Here is a 17,881-nt window from a genome sequence, read left to right as displayed (position 1 = left end):
CGGGGGATCGGGTCGGGTAAATCCAACTGTTAGGTGTCCCGCATAGCAGGTAAGGGACTTCACGACCGGATATCGTGATAGCAACTCCAGTGCGGACCGCGTGCGCTACGAAAGACCGCCGACCAGCGAAAGACCGCCGACCAGCGTGATGGCGTCCACCTCGGGCTGTGGCAGCCAGGCGAGCGGCACGAAGGCTGAGGCGCCGGCGTTGATCGGCAGGATCTGGCCCCGTTCATAGGAGATCCGTACGACTCGGACATCGGCGTCCTCGCGTTCGAGGCAGAGGACGCCCGCCCCCGCCAAGCGGGTGAGCAACACGGTTCGCCGGTGCCGGCGGCCAGGCGCCTCATCCCTGGCCGGGCGAGTGCGGACAGTCCCATGCCGCGGCGGGCCAGGCGGGCCAGTTCCAGCACTCTGCGGCCCAGCCGGTATTCGCCGTCCCCAGCCTCTTCGACGAAATGCGACCTGGTCAGGCTCTGCAGGTACCGGTATGCGGTGGATCGGGCCTCGACGGCGCGCACTTCGAGTCGTTCACCGAACGCACGCCGACCACGAAACCGGACATCCTGAACCGGCTGCAGGACACCCGTAAGCGCGGCTACGCGCTCAGCCGCGGCGAACTGGACCGCGACGTCCTCGGGGTGGCTGCTCCCCTGCGCGACAAGGCCGGGGACGTCGTCGCCGCCATCAGCGTCGCCGCCGTCTCCGTTCGCCAGCGGTTTCCCGCCAGAGCTGGCCGCACGCTCCTATGCCACGCTGGCCCGCTACGTTCTGGGGCTGGCGATGCAGCGCGGCGGCCACGGCGACACGGCGCAGTTCGGATCCCCCGGCTGGCCCGGCGCAGCTACTGCCTCACAGAGACAGCCCTGCTCCCGATGCAGGAACTGGCGTTCGGATCGGCGCAGGTACCGCCAGTTTCGACGTCCCCATGGCGTGCCGCATCACCCGTGCAGCGCCAGCCTGCGGCGGCTTGGTCTCGACTCCGTCGACCAGCCCGCTGCGGTCCCCCGTGTCGAGAATCGATACGGGTTACCCGATCCGGCGGAGAAAGGCTTCGATGCGGTCGTTCGCCTGATTCGCGAGGCTGATGGGGAATGCGGTGAAAACATGCCCGCCGCCGGGGTATACCGCCAGCTCGGCCGGGTTGCCGGCTGCGATCCAGCGGGCATGCATGAACAACGTGTCGTCCAGGAACGGATCCAGGGTGCCGACCGTGAACAGCGCCGGCGGGAGATCCCGCAGATCGGCGTACAGGGGCGACAGATCCGGGTCCTGGCGTTTTTCGGTCTCAGGCGCGACCGCGTCGGTGCACGCTCGGATGGCGTCCAACGAAACTGGTACCGCGTCGGCGCCGAGCAGCGTTTGACTCGGGGTCATCGAGAGGTCGAAATTGCCGAAGACCAGGTTCGCCGCCTGGAACCCGGTGGAGCCACGCCGCTCGCGTAGCCGGACAAGGACGGAGGCCGCGAGTGTCGCGCCCGCCGACACTCCTCCGATCGCGAGCGCATCGGTTCCGAACTCCGACTGGGCATTTTCGATCAGCCACATCGCCGCGGCTTCGGCGTCGTCCCAGGCCGCCGGGTAAGGGTGCTCGGGCGCCAGCCGGTAGTCCACGTCGATGCAGGCGAAGTCTGTGTTCCGTGCGATCCGCTCCAGTTCCTGATCCGACTGCGTTGCGCTGCCACTGACGAAACCGCCGCCGTGGAAGTTCAGGTAGACGCCCTCGGGGCGGTCCGGAGCGATGACCCGCAGAGCCAGTTCGTGACCGCCTTGTCCCGTGATCAGGATGGTGCGTGCACGCTCCGAAGGCTCCTCGGGAGGCATCGGAAGGCCGCCGGGGCCCGCCTCACCGCCAGGACTGCTCTTCAGCAGCGCGCGAAGTTGCAGGTTGAAGCCGGCTGTTTCGGGATCGATCGCCGCGGCCTGAAACAACTTCTCGTCAAGTCCGCCCACGTTGTCCAGCCCTGATGTCGTCAACGGAGCCCCGATTCGCCGGCGACCGTCGAGGATTGCGCCAAGTCGGTGGTGGGGGGCGCGGGCCACCTCTCGATCTCCGGCAACCAGTCCGAACGCTCGTGCAATCCCGAGACCGATGCCGCGCCCGCTCCGGTAACGACCGCGACCTTGTCTGCAACGTCTCTCATCGCGCATGACCTCCTCGCCAGGCACCACAGGTTGTCCCGAATATTCGGACCGCAATACTGCTCTGCAGGACAGAGTAAAACGGAGCGGTGATGACTCGTCAAGCGTGAGTGTCCGTTGGGCTGGACAACGCCGTCCCGCACACCGGCCGGCGTGGTGGCTCCACCTCGGGAGGACAGCAGACGCCGAGCGTCGTCCTGTCCGGTGTCGCCGCGTCCGCTAGCAATCTCCAAAACGTCAGCTCACAACCATGCACGGAGTTTTGGCGCGGTACAGGCCAGCAACAGCCGGAACCAACCCGAAGGCATAACCAGCCTCGGCGGCGGCCCTAGGACCATCCCAATCTGTAACCGTCCTAGGAACCTGGGTTTACAAGTCATTGCGTCAAGTGTTTGAATCCGCCCGGCTGCCGACCACGATAGAAAGCACGAAATATCGCCCACAAATTTTATTGATGCAGCCGAATATTGCGAGGTCCGCGTCGATCGCAAGGCGACGCGCGACACCCGTGCTGCGGCTCCTGTGAACAGCCGGGAGAAAAATCAGGCGATCCGTGATTGGGCGAATGGGAACGGTCACCCGGTCTCTGAGCGGGGGCGGCTCCCTGGCCCGGTCGTGGAGCGTTTGAGGCTGCTCACTAATCCGCGCGGCGCGAAGATGGCATGTTGTCGTGCTGCGCGAGGGCACCGCTGTGGGTTCGCTGCCGGAAGAACGCGCAGGGGTGCCCTCGGCACGTTAGAGAAGAGCATTGCCTGAGCTAGGAATATGTTGGCCGGCGGCCTCCTCAGTCTCGGCGCCTCAGTTGTGCGTGGGTCGCACGTAGGGCGTCGACGTCTCGGTCCGCCCCGGCCGGGCGGAGGCGTCGATGACGTCCCATGCCTCGTCCAGCGCCTGGAGCAGCGTGGCGGCACGCGCGGAATGCTGCCGACGCAAATCGAGCCGGATGGTCTCGAGTCGACGCCAATGCCACCCTCAAGACCTGGAAGGTTCTGGCCAAGCTGCGCTGCTGCCCGCGCCGGGCGACCGCGATCGTGCAGGCCACCCGAGTCCTACACGAGGTCGAGAACCCGACCTATCGAGGTCGAAAGGGCTCGCTGTTCATCCCTGACGTGCTTGACGCCGGGCCGCCACCCCGGTGACGGAGCGTCACATATCAGGGAAGCCAGTCATGATCCGGTGACCACGCGATGCCAGCAGCCTCGTCGGCGGCCGGTTCGCACTCACGTAAGGCGTGGCCCGTGAATCACCGGCGCGGAGGGTGCCAGGTCCGCATGGCTTGGTCGACTTGGTCGTCGGTCAGCGGGCCGAACGGTAGGGGTGTCGTATCGGCGCGGCCGGTGCTCAGGCCGTCGATGACGATGGTGATGTAGCGGCGGAAGGCGTCCGGGTGCGCGTGGTGGGTGTAGTCCGCGACGGCGGCGACCATGAGGCTGAGCAGGGGAAGGTCGGTGGCGGACAGGTCGGCGCGGAGCCGGCCGTCGGCCTGGGCTTTGGCAACGAGTTCGGTGGCGATCGGCTGAAGGCTCTCGCGTAAGTCGGAGACGTGCTCGCGTCCGTATCGGGTGCCGAGCGTGACCTCGCGCAGGCCGCGGTCATTGGCCAACATGTCGCTGACGCGTTCGAAGAAGGTGAGCAGTCCGCGCCAGGGGTCCGGGTCGGTCAGTGCTTGCTGCCCGATCTCGACGACCGCCTGCAGCCGTTGTTCGAACAGTGCCTCCACCAGCGCTTCTTTGGTGGGGAACCGCCGGTACACGGTGCCGACGCCAACGCCGGCCTGCTGGGCGATCTCGTCGAGGGACACGTCGAGTCCGCGGTCGGCGAACACCCGGTGAGCGGTCTGCAGGATGAGCTGACGGTTGCGTTCGGCGTCGCGCCGCAGCGGACGATCCGCGCCGCTCGCGCCGACGGTGCCGGTGACTGACATGTGACCAGCATATCAATAACTAGAGGACAGACCTCCGGTTAGTGCTACGCTGCCGAAATGGAGGCCCTACCTCCAACTGGAATAGAGGCCTCAAGTTCCTCTACCAGGCCGCACTTCTCGATTACGTTCGAAAGGCTGTACTCATGACCGCCACCGCCAGCACTGCCGGCGAGAGCGAGGCTCCCGCCGCCGTATCGGACAATCCGCACCACCGGCGCCGGTGGCTGATCCTCGGTGTCATCGGCATCGCCCAGCTCATGGTCGTGCTCGACTCCACCATCGTGAATATCGCGCTCCCGAGCGCCCAACACGACCTCGGCTTCTCCGACAGCAACCGGCAATGGATCGTCACCGCGTACTCCCTCGCCTTCGGCAGCCTGCTGCTGCTCGGCGGCCGCATCGCCGACGTGTTCGGCCGCAAACGCGTCTTCCTGGTCGGCCTGATCGGCTTCGCCGCCGCCTCCGCCCTCGGCGGTGCGGCCGGATCCTTCGAGATCCTCGTCGCCGCCCGCGCCCTGCAAGGCATCTTCGGCGCCCTGCTGACCCCCGCCGCGCTGTCGCTGCTGACCACCACCTTCACCAACCCGTCCGAACGCGGAAAAGCATTCGGCGTGTACGGCGCCATCGCCGGCGCCGGCGGCGCCGTCGGCCTGCTGCTCGGCGGCGTGCTCACCGAATACCTCGACTGGCGGTGGTGCCTGTACGTCAACGTCGCCTTCGCCGCCATCGCCACCATCGGCGGCATCCTGCTGCTGCACCACCGCCAGGCCGCCACCCGCCCCCGCCTCGACTGGCCCGGCATCATCACCGTCTCCGCCGGAATGTTCGCCCTCGTCTACGGCTTCTCCAACGCCGAGACCTACGCCTGGAGCGACCCGATGAGCTGGGGCTTCCTGGCCGCCGGCGGGGTACTGCTGGCCGTCTTCGTGTTCCTGCAGACCCGGGCGGCCAACCCCCTGCTGCCCCTACGGGTGATCCTCGACCGCAACCGCGCCGGCTCATTCCTGGCCGTCTTCTTCTCCGGCGCCGGCATGTTCGGAGTATTCCTGTTCCTCACCTACTATCTGCAGACCTCATTGCACTACAGCCCGGTCAAGACCGGGCTGGCGTTCCTGCCCATGATCGGCGGTTTGATGATCTCCTCCATCACCGCCACCAGCACACTGATCCCCCGGGTCGGCCCCAAACCGCTGGTCGCCGCCGGCATGATCGTCGCCGCCGCGGGCATGATCTGGATGACCCGCCTGGACCTGGACAGCAGCTACGCCGCCAACATCCTGCCCCCACTGATCACCGTCGGCCTCGGCTTCGGACTGATCATCGGGCCAGCCATGAGCGTAGGCACCCTCGGCGTCCAAGCCGTCGACGCGGGAGTCGCCTCGGCCACCCTCAACACCAGCCAGCAGATCGGCGGCTCCATCGGCACCGCCCTGCTCAACACCCTCGCCGCCAGCGCCGCCACCAACTACCTGACCACTCACAAGTCCGAACCCAACGCCGTCGTCCAATCCATGCTGCACAGCTACACCACCGCCTACTGGTGGTCCGCCGCCATCCTCACGACCGGCGCCATCGTCTGCGGCCTACTCCTACGCCGCGGCATACCACAACAACAACCCACCACCGAACCCGTCCTCATGCACTGAACCACGCCACCCACCCCGTGGGCACGCGGCCGCTGTAAGTTCCGCGCTTGGGCTAGCAATTCCGGATGACCTTGAGCAGTGCGTGAGCATTTGCCCGATGGCCACCGCTGCGGCCTGGCCGGCGGTCCGGTTCTGCATCTCTCCAGCGGTGATCGTGCCGATTGGTTCCAGGGCTATCGGCGTGATTGTTCGGGGCACGTCTCCATGGTTTGGGGTTGCCTGTTCCAGGTTTGAATACCTTCGGTGGCCATGTGGTGTTGCTGCTTGTCCAGCACCGAGCGCAGGGTTCCCTCACCGGGCACGTCCAGGACGAAATAACTGCCTTGCTTCGGCGCGTCGTTAACCTTTCCGACAAAGAACCAGGACGGAAGACCTTTCTCGATGGCTGCGTGATACTCCTGCGTCAGTTTGCCCTTGACGGACACGACATCCCGCAGGCCGGCGAACGGAGTGGGACACGACAAGGTCTCGCCAGGGGTGCGGAAGCAGCGCTGACATTGGCATCAGTCATAGGGACTCCACAGATTAGGACGATGATCCTGCCATGAGTGACGGGTAGCCCAGAAAGAGGCCCCTGAAATAGGCGCGGCTACACGGCTCACACTCATCGGAATTACTCACTCCACCTCGAAATTGGCGCCTGCGCAGGGATTGACCTTTTCCAAGTACCGGCAATACGATCACCGGGAGTCCCAAGTATTAGAGATCCAGTCCTGAATTACAGGACAACTTCGGTAATGACAAGGAGGGGTGTCCATGTGGGACCCCAACAACATGTTTCTCAACGGGCCTTACACACCCTGGCGAGAAGAGGGTGAGGCCTTCGATCTGGAGATCGAAGGCCGGCTCCCGGACGAGCTGAACGGTGCGCTGTACCGGGTGGGCGCGAACCCGATGTACCGGCCCAAGGATCCGAGCCGCTACCACTGGTTCGAGGGTGACGGCATGGTCCACGCCCTCTTCCTGCGCGACGGCAGGGCGAGCTACCGCAACCGCTACGTGAAGACCGTCGGCCTGCAGCGGGAGAGGGAGGTGGGGCACTCCCTCTACAGCGGTTTCATGAACCCCAGTGCCGTCCCGCTGGCGCCCGGTAACTTTCCGAAGAACCTCGCCAACACGCACGTGACCCTCTTCGACAGCCGCCTGCTGGTCTTCTGCGAGGCCGACGTTCCGCACGAGCTTCGGCCGGACACATTGGAGACGGTCAGCCAGCGCTACGACTTCCACGGTGGGTTCACCGGACCCCCGCTGACGGCCCACCACAAGATCGATCCGGCCAACGGCGACATCCTCACCTTCGGCAACCGGGGGGGCGTGGTCACGTGGTTCCGGGCCGACCGTAACGGGCAGGTCATCGACCTTCACACGGTCGACCTGGGCGTCCCCACCTTCACCCATGACTACGCCGTCACCACCGACTACGCGATCTTCCTGGTAAATCCGGCGATGGTCCGCTTCGAGCACTATTTCCAGGGAGTCCCGTCGACGGTTTGGGAGCCGGAGACACTGGACACGTGCCGCTGGGCTGTCCTGCATCGCAGGACAGGCGAGGTAACGTGGTTCGAGGCGCCCGACGCCTTCACCGAGACTCACTTCCTCAACGCCTACCAGGACGGCTCCAAGATCGTCGTCGACGGGCACCGTACCCCCCGTTTCGGCCCCACCTGGAAGGAGCTGGAGTCACCGCCGCCGGGCGGCGACTGGAACTATTGGTTCAAGAGCATTGTCGCCACCCCCTGGCGCTGGGAGCTCGACCTCGCCACCGGGAAGACGACGGACAGCCAGGTCAGCGACATCCTCGGTGAGTTCCCCCGGATCAACGATCAGCGGACCGGCCAGTCCCACCGATACGGCTACTACGTGACGACCCGGGGAACCGGTGCCTGGTTCATCGACGGCCTGGCCAAGCACGACTACCTCACCGGCGAGACGTCGATGCAGACAGCCGACGGTGTGCTGACCTCCCCCGGCGAACCTGAGTTCGTGCCCCGCCCCGAAGCCACGGCCGAGGACGACGGCTGGCTGCTGTCGACCTGGTGGGACCCCACCACCGACCGCAGCGAGGTCATCATTCAGGAAGCCCAGGACTTCACCGGCACGCCCATCGCCCGGATCAAGCTCAACCACCGAATTCCCCTGACAACCCACGGCAGCTGGTCGGACGCAGCCGACCTCGACGCCGCCATAAACGGCTCCTGAATCCCCGGCATCCACTGGCCGGCGGGGCGACGAAGCGTCCCGCCGGCCAGTGGATGCCCCACCCACCGCCGCCCCGGTCGCCGGATCAAGCTGAACCATCGTGTCCCGCTGAGATCAACGGCAACTGGCCGGACGCTGCCGAGTTCGACGCCGCTCTGTTCTCGGCACCGCCTGAGGCGCGGCGACATCCAGTACGCCCCGTCGCCGCGGTCAGCGGCGGCCGGCGCGGACACCATCGCCGGCGCCGTCGGTGCCGGTTCGCAGGAACGCCCCGATGGCCGTAGCGCGTCGAGGTAGCGGGACCGCCGGGCCGGTCGCGGCGGCCCGGCCCGCTTGATCAGGTAGGCCCGGCCGGAGATCGTTTTATTAGTTCCCGGGCGGTTGCTGAACCTGTCGCAAAGTGACGGAGCACCAGCGCAGACCTCAACGCTCGCAAGCCGACGGCGTGACCGGAATGCCGGAGGTCAGTGCGACCAGGATTCGGTGAAGGTGCCCGCGGTCCGCGTCGCTCAGGGATCCGAACAGCGCGTCGCTGATGCGGTCGATCGAGGAGTGCACCTCCGCGACCGCGGCTCTGCCCTGCTCGGAGATGGTGACGATGTGTCGGCGGCGGTCGGCGGGATCGCGGCGTCGCTTCACCATGCCGTCGCCCTCCAGGTCGTTGAGCAGGCCTACCAGCACGCTCGCGTCGACATTGAGCCGCTCCAGAAGATCCTGCTGCCCGGCCGCGCCGGTGTGCTCAAGAAACAGCAGGACGTGCGCGTGCCGTGGGCGCAGGCGCGAAGACGCGAGCTGGCGTTGCAGGAGCTCCCGGGCTAGTTCGCCGGCCTGCGAGAGCAGTACCGGCAACGGGATGCCTCGGTCAGGGCTCGGAAGGGAGGTCACGACCATAATCTATCATCTCGCCGATCATTTAGTGACCAATATAGTTGACAGCCACAAACGATCTGATAGCTTCAACGAAGGTGTTCCTCGTTGCCGTAGGAGGCGGCCGAGACGCAGGAGCATCGCTCGCGATGCCCGTGACCACCGCAGCCGTGAAGACTTCTCGGTGGGCCTCCAGCAGGTAACCGCCGACCATCCGGGTGCGACCTACTACGCGTCCGTAGTGCCGCAGTTCATCGCGGAGACCAGCGCCACGCTGAAGGATCTCGGCTTCAGCGGCCAGCAGCTCCGTAACGACAACTTCCGCGGCTACTGACCACCATTGCCGGTCAACCCCGTTTCGACTGTTTGGAGTAGACGATGTCCGATGTCCTTTCCCGCCACCGCCGGCCGGGCCCACTGGTGATCACGGGCGGCCTCGTGGTCGCGATGATCGGCGCTATCGCGCTCAACGGCGCCGTGGCCGCGATCGCGCACGCCGGCGGCGCGTCGCACGACTACGTACCCCTGCAAGTGGGGACCTACAGCTTCTTCACGATCATCGGCATCCTCGCCGGCGCGGTGGGCTGGGCGATCATCCGCGCCCGCGCCGCCAACCCGCGAGCGACGCTGCGTATCCTCGTGCCCGCCGTCCTGGTGGTCAGCCTGGTGCCAGACGTGCTTGTCGGCGTGGCCGGTCAGATGGCCGGCACCAGTTGGGGTGCCGTCGCCGCGCTGATGGTCATGCACGTCGTCGTCGCCGCCGTCGCCGTCCCGGTCTACGCGCGCATCCTGCCCCTGCAAAGCTCACGATGACCCACCGCGCGGCGAACCGGTGAACGCCGCGCAACCGCCTCCGATCCAGGCGATCGATCTCCGCGGCGATCCTGCGGCGCGGTGGTGCCCGATCATCAGCCTCGACTACACGAACCCGGCGTACGAGTGCGTCGTGCTCGACCGGTACACGGAACCCATTGCAGAGCAGCGCCTCGGTCCAGGGGCAGCTGACCATCGCGGACCGGCAGCGGACATCTCCCGAGCGACGGGAGGTGCTCAGTCTCTCGGGCCACTGGGCCCGCGCCCGGTCCCTCGGGCCGCGCGAACGCCTCATGCAGGAACGACAGGGCCTTCTCGCACTCCTCTTGGAGAGAGCCACGCATGCCTGATTCGAGCAAGAACGTGACGGCGACACGCATCGCGTCCGTGACGGCGTGCGTGAGCACGTGCGCCCGCAGTTCGGCATCGTGGGTCCTGGGGCCGTCGGAGAGCAGGGCCGCCACGAAATGCTCCTGGCCCCCGCGCCTGAAGAGCCCTCAACCCTGATGCGATGCCACGACGACGTACCGGAAGCTGTGCGGTCGGCCGCCAGAAGCGTGCGCAGATCCTGATATCGGCCGCGGAACGCTTCGCCGCCGGCGGCTACCACCGCACGCCGATGGCGCAGATCGCCGCCGACGTGGGGCTCACCGAAGGCGGGCTGCTCTACCACTTTCCGTCGAAGAAGCACCTGCTCCTCGCCGTGGCGCAGCACCGCCTGGACGTCGCGTCCGCATGGTGGTAGCAGCCGGACGTCGAGAGGCGGGTATCGAAGGTGTCCTCGCCGAAATGGTTCACGCCACCGAGCGACATCTGGCCCAGCCGGGTCTGATTGAGCTGTTCGTGCTCGTCTCGGCGGAGGCCGCTGACCGCAGCAGCCCCCACTCCCTGTTCGAACAGCGTTATCCAGCCGCACCGATGCGACGTGCGCCGGCACTTCCGGGCCATCGAAGCTCTACACGCCACACGGTGATCCCCGCTCAGACGGCGATCCGGATCGGCAGTGACGCCCAGGCTCGCATGGTGTTGTTGTGGTGGCGGACCGGCTCGGCGGCGAGTTCGACTGTGCGGGCCCGGCGGGCCAGGACGGTAAGCAGCGCCTGCGCTTCGAGGCGGGCGACGTGCTGGCCGACGCACTGGTGCAGGCCCATGCCGAAGCCGACGTGGCCGGACGGGTCGCGGTCGAGATCAAAAACCTCCGGGTACGCCCAACGGCGCGGGTCGCGGTTGGCGGCGCCGAGGAACATCAGGATCTTCTTGCCGTCCGGGATGACAGCTCCGTCGACGGTCACGTCGGTGGTGGCGGTGCGGAAGAACGTCTGCACGGGGGATTCCCAGCGGACGGCCTCGTCGAACGCGACGCGGGCCAGGCCCGGGTCGGTGCGCAGGCGTTGCCAGGCGCCGGGCGTGGTGGCCAGGGCGTAGAGGACGGCGGTGAGTCCGTTGACGGTGGTGTCGACGCCGGCCGACAGCAGAGAACGGACGACCAGCGGCGCCTGGTCGTGGGTGATGTCGCCGTGGTCGGCGGCGGCCCAGATCCGGGCGCCGAAGCCGTCCGGGGTGAGCGCGTCGCGGGCGCACTGGGCGTTGACCCAGGCGGACAGCTCGGCGATCCGCGGCGCTCCCTTGGCGACGAGGTCGTTCGCGGGGCCGAACGCGTTGAAGAGGTGATCGCCGTACGGAAGAAGGTGTTCTCGACCTTCCCGGGCGATGCCGACCGCGTCGGGGAAGACGCGCAAGGGGAACGCCTCGGCCAGGGCGGGAACGGCGTCGAAGGTGGGGCCGGCGGCGAGGACTTCGTCGACGAGGGCCTCGGCGTCCCGAATCCACTGCTCGTGCAGGCGGCGGATGGCTCGTTGACTGAGGATCTTGCTGACGACGGCCCGGGGCGCGTCGTGGGCCGGCGGGTCGGCCTCCAGCAGCAGGCTCGGGGGCCGCCAGGGCTTCTCGTAGCGGAAGTTGGACAGTCCGACGCCGGCGCCGGACTGGAAGGCCTGCCAGTCGGTCAGGGCGGCGTGCACGTGCTGGTAGCGGCCCATCGCGTACAGGTCGTAGCGCTCGAGATGGACCACCGGGCCGGCGTCGCGCAGCTCGGCGTGGAACGCGGTGGGGTCTTCCAGGATGTCGTGGCCGAAGGGGTCGGCGTCCGAGCGCGGCAGGGCCGGGAGGGTGGCGGTCATCGTCGGCTCCTACAGGTCGAGGACGAGGCGGGAAGTACGGGCGCGGGAGACGCAGACGAACATGCAGGTGTTGTCGGAGCGTTCCTGCTCGTCGAGCAGGCTGTCGCGGTGGTCGACGTCGCCGTCCAGCACGGCGACCTCGCAGGTGCCGCACAGCCCCTGCCGGCAGGACGACAGAACCGGGACGCCGCAACCGCGCAGGGCGTCCAGCACGCTGTCGCCGGCCGCTACCGTGACGCTCATTCCGGAGTGCGCCAAGACGATCTCGAAGGCGGCATCCCGGGCCGCACCGGTCGTGGCGGCCACGAACCGCTCGGTGCGCAGATAGCCGGCAGGTTTGTCCGCGCAGAGCCGCTCGACGGCGTCGAGTAGGGGCGCCGGGCCGCAGCAGTACAGCCGGGTCCCGTCCAATACAGAAGGGAGGTCGAGCAGGCCGTACTCGTCCTGCGGACGGACGGTTACCCGGTCGCCGTAGCGTTCCAGCGCGTCGAGGAAGGCCATCGAGCCACGGGTACGCCCGCCGTACAGCAACCGCCAGTCGGCGCCGATCGCCTGCGCCTGCGCGATCATCGGCAGCAGCGGCGTGATGCCGATGCCACCGGCTACGAAGCGATAGCGGTCGGCCGGCACCAGCGGAAAGTTGTTGCGCGGCCCGCCGAGGCCGACAAGATCACCAACCTTCAAGACCTCGTGGACGTACGCTGATCCGCCGCGCCCCGCCGGCTCACGCAACACCCCGATCCGATACCGGTACGGGTCGAAGCGGTCGCCGCACAGCGAGTACTGCCGGGTGATCCCGTTCGGCAGCACCAGATCGATGTGCGCGCCGGGCGCCCACGGCGGGAGCCGGCGACCGTCCGGGTCCTCGAGGACGACGGTCTGGACGTCGGCGGCCACCGTGGTCTTGCTGGCGACGCGCAGCCGGACGGTGGTGGCGGTGTCCACGAGCGGGGTCAGGGCGTACATGCCGGAAGGATGACCTGGGTCACACGTTCGAAAGAAGAGCGCTATCACTCAGTGAGAGGAGAGGCTGCGCGAGATGCCGCGCGCCGTGGTCTGGAGCACGCCAATGGTGGCCCGCGCGGCGGCGTCGTTGGGCACGATCACCGACACGGCCGCCACGACCTGTCCGGCGCCGTCGCGCACCGGCACGGCCACTCCGGTGGCATCGGGGTGAAGGTGGCCGGCGTTGAACGCGTACCCCTGCCGTCGCACCTCGGCCAAAACCCGCCGCAACCGGCGCGGGTCGGTGATGGTGTCCGGCGTGTACGCCGGCATCGAGGCCGCCAGAACCTGCTCCTGCAGCTCGGCGGGCGCGCAGGCCAGCAGCACCAGCCCTGACGATGAGGCGTGCAGCGGCAGCCGCCCGGCGACCTGGGAGTAATTGATCACCGCACCCGGGCTGCTGAGCCGCTCGACGAACAGCACCTCGGCACCCTCCCGGATGGCGAGCTGTGCATGGTGGCCGACGACCGCGTGCAAGTCCTCCAGGAACGGCATCGCAGCCTCGCGCAGCCCGCGGGTCGGCGCGGCCCGGGCGGCGAGCTCCCACAGCCGTACGCCGATCCGCACGCGGCCGTCCGCGTCGCGGGCCAGCAGCGCGTGCTCGGTCAGTTGCCGCACGAGCCGGGACGTGGTCGCTAGGTGTAGCCCGGTGCGGGCCGACAGCTGGGTGACGGTCAGCGCCGGCTCGTCGGTGCTGAACGCGGCCAGGATGCGCACCACCCGGTCGAGCACCGACTCCGCCATGGTCTCAGTGTGCCGTTCCGCCGAGCGCCGCGCGTTGACCGCCTTCAAGACATCCTGACCCATGCCGGAGACAGCCACGGGAGACGGATGTCGGACCCGCCGGAGCCGCCGACGGGGCCGGATCGTGGCCACCCTGCACCTGCTACGCGACTCCGCGTCCATGACGGTGCGCGCCGATGGCGCCTATCGGCTGACCGGAGACGTGGCATCCGGCGTCTGGTGGGCTGTCGGCCCCAACCGCTTCCGGATCGACGAACTCGCCCGGCACATCAGCGACCCGCGGCCCCTCGCCGCCGACGAGCCGCTCCTGCCACCAGATCTGTTACGGCCCCACTGATTGCACCCACCGTCGCAAGGTGATACGCATGGCCGGTGAGCCCAGACGCGGACGGGAAACTGCTGCGTAACACGGTGGTCGCCTTCGTGGGTCACCGTGTCCCGTGATGCCGGCCGGCTGCACGTGGCCGTGCAGGACGGCGTCCGCGAATTTCCGCGTCCGCGGTGGCCGGCCGTCGTCAGCCCGCCACCGTCCTTGCACCCTCGGGGACGCGGCTTGCTGCTGGTACACGCGCTTGCTGCCGCGTGGGGCGCCATGCCGACCCGTGGCGGCAAAGTGGTCTGGGCCACGCTCACCTGACCACGGAACGCGGACGTTCAGCTCATGCGTTCTCCGTGAGGATCACCTGCCGCGGCCGAACCGGTCGCGGCGCCGACGCGTACGGTGGGGTCGACCCAATGGTGCCGTTCTCGGCGCCAGGCCTCGTCCCCGCCCTCATCGATGGGCTCGGCCCCGCGCCCGCATTGGCCTGACGACGGGAACGACCCATAGCAACCACGAAACCCGGCTCCCGGTCCCCTGCAGCGGTCAACGGCGGCGCGGCCGCGCGGCTGGCCGGTACTGCTCGCCCGATCACTCATCGCATCGCCAATGAGGACTACTACCGGGCCGTGGTCGCGGCCGGACTGGCGCCATCGGCTCACCATTCGCAGCCGTGGCGATGGCAGGTCACCGGTGGAGTTCTGGACCTCTTCGCCGCGCACCAGCGGATGTCCCGGTTCCCCGACCCGGACGGCCGGCTTGTCACGATCAGCTGTGGCGCCGCCCTGCACCACGCACGCCTGACGCTCGCCGCGCGAGCCTGGTCGGTGTCAGTGAGCCGGCGGCCGGTGACCGGCGACCCGGCCCACCTGGCCCGCCTGCTCATCGCGGGAAGGGCGCCGGTGAATCCGGACACCGCCGGCCTGGCCCGCTCCATCGACCTGCCTCGCGCGGACGAGCGGCCGCTCACCGGCGACCCGGTCGAGCCGGCGACTCTGCGGGCCGTCAGCGCGGCCGCCGAGGCTCAGGACGTCCGCGTCGGCGTGCTGACGCCGGCGCAGATTCTCGAACTGCCGGCGGCGACCGGCCACGACGCGGCGACCGGCTCCGGGCGGAGTGCGGAATCGGCATCGTGGTCCGGCCCGGAATCGACCGCGGACCCGCTCGGCCCGCAGCTTCCCGGGACGCTCGGCGTTCACGACGAGACGGCGACCGTCGCTGTGTTGCACGGCCCGCACGATCACGACATCGATTGGTTGCGCGCCGGCGAGGCCCTCTCCGCGGCCTCCCTCGCCGCGGTCCGCGCCGGGTTGTCGCTCCGGCCGATCGGCGCCCCGGTCGAACATGCCGCGACCTGGACGGTCCTCCGGACGATGCCAGAGCTCGGTCATCCGTACCTGATCGTGCGCCTGGGCCGGGAGGTGAACGAGACCGACGTACCGCACCTGTCGCGACCGAAGTCCATCCAGACCATCGACCTCCTGTCGTTGGTGGCGGAGCCGGACTGAGGCGGTCACACAGCGGGCACATCAAGGCTTCGGATTGCCGCCCGACGTTTCAGCGGGCCAGGACCGGGGTATACCGACCCAGGACCGGGGTATACCGACCCAGGACCGGGGTATACCGACCCTTCGAGTTCAAGTCGCTTTCGCCCACGACGGCGCGATCGCGGCAGCCGCCCAGACTCCCGCGGCTCCCTTCCAACGGTGGCCACGCCCGCTCGACGCGATCTTGGATCGGCGTGACCGGGCGGCAAGTTCGAGGAGTCGCTTCCGTGAGCGCTTCCACATCAACACCGCCGGGCGCCCTGCCCGGCCGCCTGCCCATGCTCGAGACAACCCAGCAGCCGACGTACGCCGTGGTGGCGCTGTGGATTTTCGTCGTCGCGCCGTTCCTCGCCCTGCTGGCGGCCATCCCGGTCGCCTGGGGCTGGGGGCTGTCCGCCCTGGACGCCACGATGGCGGTGACCGGCTATCTGATCGCCGGCGCCGGCGTCACGGTCGGCTTCCACCGATACCTCACCCACGGTTCTTTCAAGGCCCGCCGTCCGCTGCGGATCGCGCTGGCGATCGCCGGAACACTCGCGGCCGAAGGTCCGCCGACCGAGTGGGTCGCCGATCACCGTCGGCACCACGCATTCGCCGATCAGGAGGGCGATCCGCACTCCCCCTGGCGCTACGGCACCGGTCTACGTGCCCTGGCCAAGGGCCTGCTGTACGCCCATTGTGGATGGTTTTTCAACAAAGAGGTGACGAACAAGGCCCGCTTCGCGCCGGACCTGGTCGACGACCGCGACATGCAGACCATCGACCGGCTGGCCCTGCCCCTGTTCGCCGTCTCGCTGCTGCTCCCAGCGCTGGTCGGCGGGCTGCTCACGGCCGGCTGGACCGGGGCGCTGACCGCCTTCTTCTGGGCCGGCGTGGTACGCATGGCCCTGCTGCACCACGTCACCTGGTCGGTCAACTCGATCTGCCACGTCGTCGGTGAGCGTCCCTTCCGCAGCCGGGACAAAGCCGCGAACTTCTGGCCGCTGGCGATCCTCTCGTTCGGCGAAAGCTGGCACAACAGTCATCACGCCGACCCGACCGGCGCCCGACACGGCGTCCTACGCGGCCAGATCGACCCCGGCGCCCGCCTCATCTGGGCCTTCGAAAAGCTCGGCTGGGCCCACGACGTACGCTGGCCCGACCCGGTGCGACTCGCCGCAAAACGCCTCGGCGACGCCGCGACGGCGCCGCAAGGTGCCGGCCGCTGACCGCGGTCGCCTTGTCGCCGGAGCTGCTCGGCCCGCGGTTCTCGCTCTGATCGCCGCGGGCCGGCCGCGCGGGTGCCGGCGTCGATCTCCATGGCCCGGCGTTCGAAGGAGGGCGTTCGACCGCGTCAGCCAACCGAATGGCACCGTTGACGCCGGACGGCGATGTTTGTGCATGTCGGCCAATGTCAACGGGATACGCGGGTAGGCCTCGGTATCGCTCGGCGCCGAGCCGGCGAGGCTCGCTTTTGTGCTGCTGCGGGGTTAGGTTGTGGTGGCTACTGTTTGGATTTCTGTCAATGTTCTTGACGTCTGCTGGTTGGGAGATTTCCCGGCAGGCGTTCTCTTTTGGTTCAGTACCCGAGAAGACCGACGCGGCGACGCGAGGTGAACCTCCGATTCGAAGGGGACCAGTCATGGCCACCGGTACCTTCAAATGGTTCAACGGCGCCAAGAGATTCTGTTTCATCACGCGGGACGATGGCGGCGCGGCCGTATTCGTGCATTTCTCCGCCATCACCGCCGGTTTCCGCACTCCCGGCGAAAAACGGCGGGTCGCGTCGGGCGTCCCGCAGGGCGCCGCGGTCGGGCAAGCGGAGAATATTCGTCCGCTGTGACCGGTCGGCAACCGGCCGGCCGCCGGTCCCGCAAGCCTCTCTGCCGCCTGATGCTGCTGGTGGGAGTCGCGGCGGGGTCCGCTTCCGCCGGCCGGGGCAGGGACTCCGGCAGCCGGCCACCTGCCACTGACAGTGCCGTGGCCGTTCCGGATCGAGCGATGCTTCAGACCATCGAACTGCACGCCGCCACGAGGACCACGGTCGGTGACGACAGTTGGGCGTGGTTGCGGCCGCCCGAGCCGTGCGCCGAGGGTGCCTATCCCAGTGCCGGGATGCGTTTGGGCTCGCGCACCATCTCGGCAGTGGTGCGTTCGCCCGGGCCGCCCGCGCTGACCGTGGAGTATGTTGCCCTCTACCTGCCCAACGGGGCCCGCCGATACGTCCGCGACCTGCACCGGGCAATGGACAGGTGTCGCGGTATCGACGCAGAGGGGCGCTGGGACATCCTCGATGCCGGGGTGGCCGGCCGCGATTCGCTGCTGCTGCGGCTCCGCCACGACGTCACGCACGCCGATCGGACCGCCGCCCGGAACACTTACCTCGCGGTAGCGCGGGTTGGGCGCGTGCTTGTGGTGGTAGCCGATGTCGGCGGGGCAGCCGGCGACGGGCGCCGCGAGCTGGTGGAACAGTTGATCAACCCGGCCCTGCGTCGTACGTATTTCCTGCTCTGACC

General features: G+C 68.2%; 20 protein-coding genes and 1 pseudogene. 13 read left to right on the top strand and 8 right to left on the bottom strand.

The genetic code is table 11. The features are described 5' to 3' along the window. Positions 1-105: 105 nt before the first annotated feature. Entirely contained in the window at positions 106-318 is a 213-nt protein-coding gene (locus tag IH26_RS61980) for a hypothetical protein (protein WP_211268569.1), read from the bottom strand. Positions 319-458: 140 nt separating this feature from the next. On the opposite strand from IH26_RS61980, the gene IH26_RS64425 reads away from it, so the two are divergent. Beyond that, positions 459-1,088 carry an IclR family transcriptional regulator domain-containing protein gene (locus IH26_RS64425; protein WP_211268568.1) on the top strand — a complete coding sequence of 210 codons (630 nt, stop codon included), beginning with the start codon at positions 459-461 and terminating at the stop codon, positions 1,086-1,088. Here the strand turns inward: IH26_RS64425 and IH26_RS0104405 are convergent. Beyond that, on the bottom strand, positions 1,030-1,953 hold the full coding sequence (locus IH26_RS0104405) for an alpha/beta hydrolase (protein WP_211268567.1): 924 nt from the start codon (positions 1,951-1,953) through the stop codon (positions 1,030-1,032). The two genes, IH26_RS64425 and IH26_RS0104405, sit on opposite strands and share 59 nt — an antisense overlap. Positions 1,954-2,664: 711 nt before the next feature. On the opposite strand from IH26_RS0104405, the gene IH26_RS57565 reads away from it, so the two are divergent. Together IH26_RS57565 and IH26_RS62635 are read left to right on the top strand one after the other, a co-directional pair. Further along, on the top strand, positions 2,665-2,898 hold the full coding sequence (locus IH26_RS57565) for an Lsr2 family DNA-binding protein (protein ID WP_425394361.1): 234 nt from the start codon (positions 2,665-2,667) through the stop codon (positions 2,896-2,898). 203 nt (positions 2,899-3,101) lie between these two features. Further along, a pseudogene (locus tag IH26_RS62635) lies at positions 3,102-3,281 on the top strand (hypothetical protein); the annotation flags it as partial. A 104-nt stretch (positions 3,282-3,385) separates the two neighbouring features. Here the strand turns inward: IH26_RS62635 and IH26_RS0104400 are convergent. Continuing rightward, positions 3,386-4,066 carry a TetR/AcrR family transcriptional regulator gene (locus tag IH26_RS0104400; protein ID WP_030434792.1) on the bottom strand — a complete coding sequence of 227 codons (681 nt, stop codon included), beginning with the start codon at positions 4,064-4,066 and terminating at the stop codon, positions 3,386-3,388. A 143-nt stretch (positions 4,067-4,209) separates the two neighbouring features. Here IH26_RS0104400 and IH26_RS0104395 point away from each other — a divergent pair, with 143 nt between their 5' ends. Continuing rightward, positions 4,210-5,712 carry an MFS transporter gene (locus IH26_RS0104395; protein ID WP_030434791.1) on the top strand — a complete coding sequence of 501 codons (1,503 nt, stop codon included), beginning with the start codon at positions 4,210-4,212 and terminating at the stop codon, positions 5,710-5,712. Positions 5,713-5,885: 173 nt separating this feature from the next. On the opposite strand, the gene IH26_RS59515 is transcribed toward IH26_RS0104395, so the two are convergent. Continuing rightward, positions 5,886-6,137, bottom strand: a complete 252-nt coding sequence (locus IH26_RS59515) for a hypothetical protein (RefSeq protein ID WP_157437043.1) — start codon at positions 6,135-6,137, stop codon at positions 5,886-5,888. Between the two features lie 331 nt (positions 6,138-6,468). On the opposite strand from IH26_RS59515, the gene IH26_RS0104390 reads away from it, so the two are divergent. Beyond that, positions 6,469-7,911, top strand: a complete 1,443-nt coding sequence (locus tag IH26_RS0104390) for a carotenoid oxygenase family protein (protein WP_030434790.1) — start codon at positions 6,469-6,471, stop codon at positions 7,909-7,911. 423 nt (positions 7,912-8,334) lie between these two features. Here the strand turns inward: IH26_RS0104390 and IH26_RS0104385 are convergent, their stop codons facing one another. Next, positions 8,335-8,796 (bottom strand): MarR family winged helix-turn-helix transcriptional regulator, encoded by a 462-nt coding sequence (locus IH26_RS0104385; protein ID WP_169789714.1) that lies wholly within the window; start codon positions 8,794-8,796, stop codon positions 8,335-8,337. A gap of 166 nt (positions 8,797-8,962) precedes the next feature. Between IH26_RS0104385 and IH26_RS59510 the strand changes: the two genes are divergently transcribed. The 3 genes from IH26_RS59510 (at position 8,963) to IH26_RS55460 (ending at position 10,336) form a co-directional block, all read left to right on the top strand. Next, complete coding sequence (locus IH26_RS59510; protein ID WP_157437042.1) at positions 8,963-9,112, top strand: hypothetical protein; 150 nt, start codon at positions 8,963-8,965, stop codon at positions 9,110-9,112. Between the two features lie 86 nt (positions 9,113-9,198). Then, a complete protein-coding gene (locus tag IH26_RS0104375) occupies positions 9,199-9,591 on the top strand; it encodes a DUF6069 family protein (RefSeq protein ID WP_211268566.1) in 393 nt (130 codons plus the stop codon). Positions 9,592-10,102: 511 nt separating this feature from the next. Next, on the top strand, positions 10,103-10,336 hold the full coding sequence (locus IH26_RS55460; protein WP_051807471.1) for a TetR/AcrR family transcriptional regulator: 234 nt from the start codon (positions 10,103-10,105) through the stop codon (positions 10,334-10,336). A gap of 235 nt (positions 10,337-10,571) precedes the next feature. On the opposite strand, the gene IH26_RS0104360 is transcribed toward IH26_RS55460, so the two are convergent. Genes IH26_RS0104360 through IH26_RS0104350 form a run of 3 tightly spaced genes read right to left on the bottom strand, consistent with a single transcriptional unit; the run spans position 10,572 to position 13,520 of the window. Then, complete coding sequence (locus IH26_RS0104360) at positions 10,572-11,771, bottom strand: cytochrome P450 (protein WP_030434786.1); 1,200 nt, start codon at positions 11,769-11,771, stop codon at positions 10,572-10,574. A 9-nt stretch (positions 11,772-11,780) separates the two neighbouring features. Further along, positions 11,781-12,737, bottom strand: a complete 957-nt coding sequence (locus IH26_RS0104355; protein WP_051807469.1) for a PDR/VanB family oxidoreductase — start codon at positions 12,735-12,737, stop codon at positions 11,781-11,783. Positions 12,738-12,785: 48 nt separating this feature from the next. Further along, on the bottom strand, positions 12,786-13,520 hold the full coding sequence (locus IH26_RS0104350; protein WP_030434784.1) for an IclR family transcriptional regulator: 735 nt from the start codon (positions 13,518-13,520) through the stop codon (positions 12,786-12,788). A gap of 124 nt (positions 13,521-13,644) precedes the next feature. On the opposite strand from IH26_RS0104350, the gene IH26_RS0104345 reads away from it, so the two are divergent. The 5 genes from IH26_RS0104345 (at position 13,645) to IH26_RS0104325 (ending at position 17,879) form a co-directional block, all read left to right on the top strand. After that, on the top strand, positions 13,645-13,857 hold the full coding sequence (locus IH26_RS0104345) for a hypothetical protein (RefSeq protein WP_030434783.1): 213 nt from the start codon (positions 13,645-13,647) through the stop codon (positions 13,855-13,857). Positions 13,858-14,468: 611 nt separating this feature from the next. After that, on the top strand, positions 14,469-15,347 hold the full coding sequence (locus IH26_RS0104340; protein ID WP_157437041.1) for a nitroreductase: 879 nt from the start codon (positions 14,469-14,471) through the stop codon (positions 15,345-15,347). A gap of 317 nt (positions 15,348-15,664) precedes the next feature. Next, positions 15,665-16,594: an acyl-CoA desaturase gene (locus IH26_RS0104335; RefSeq protein WP_051807465.1), complete on the top strand. Its 930-nt coding sequence runs from the start codon at positions 15,665-15,667 to the stop codon at positions 16,592-16,594. Positions 16,595-17,007: 413 nt separating this feature from the next. Then, positions 17,008-17,208 (top strand): cold-shock protein, encoded by a 201-nt coding sequence (locus IH26_RS0104330; protein WP_030434780.1) that lies wholly within the window; start codon positions 17,008-17,010, stop codon positions 17,206-17,208. 158 nt (positions 17,209-17,366) lie between these two features. Beyond that, a complete protein-coding gene (locus IH26_RS0104325; protein ID WP_030434779.1) occupies positions 17,367-17,879 on the top strand; it encodes a hypothetical protein in 513 nt (170 codons plus the stop codon). Positions 17,880-17,881 lie beyond the last annotated feature (2 nt).

The organism is Actinoplanes subtropicus (genome assembly GCF_000721705.1).
Taxonomy (GTDB): Bacteria; Actinomycetota; Actinomycetes; order Mycobacteriales; family Micromonosporaceae; genus Actinoplanes; species Actinoplanes subtropicus.
The sequence above is the reverse complement of the archived record's forward strand: the minus strand, read 5'-3'. Positions and strand labels throughout refer to the sequence as shown.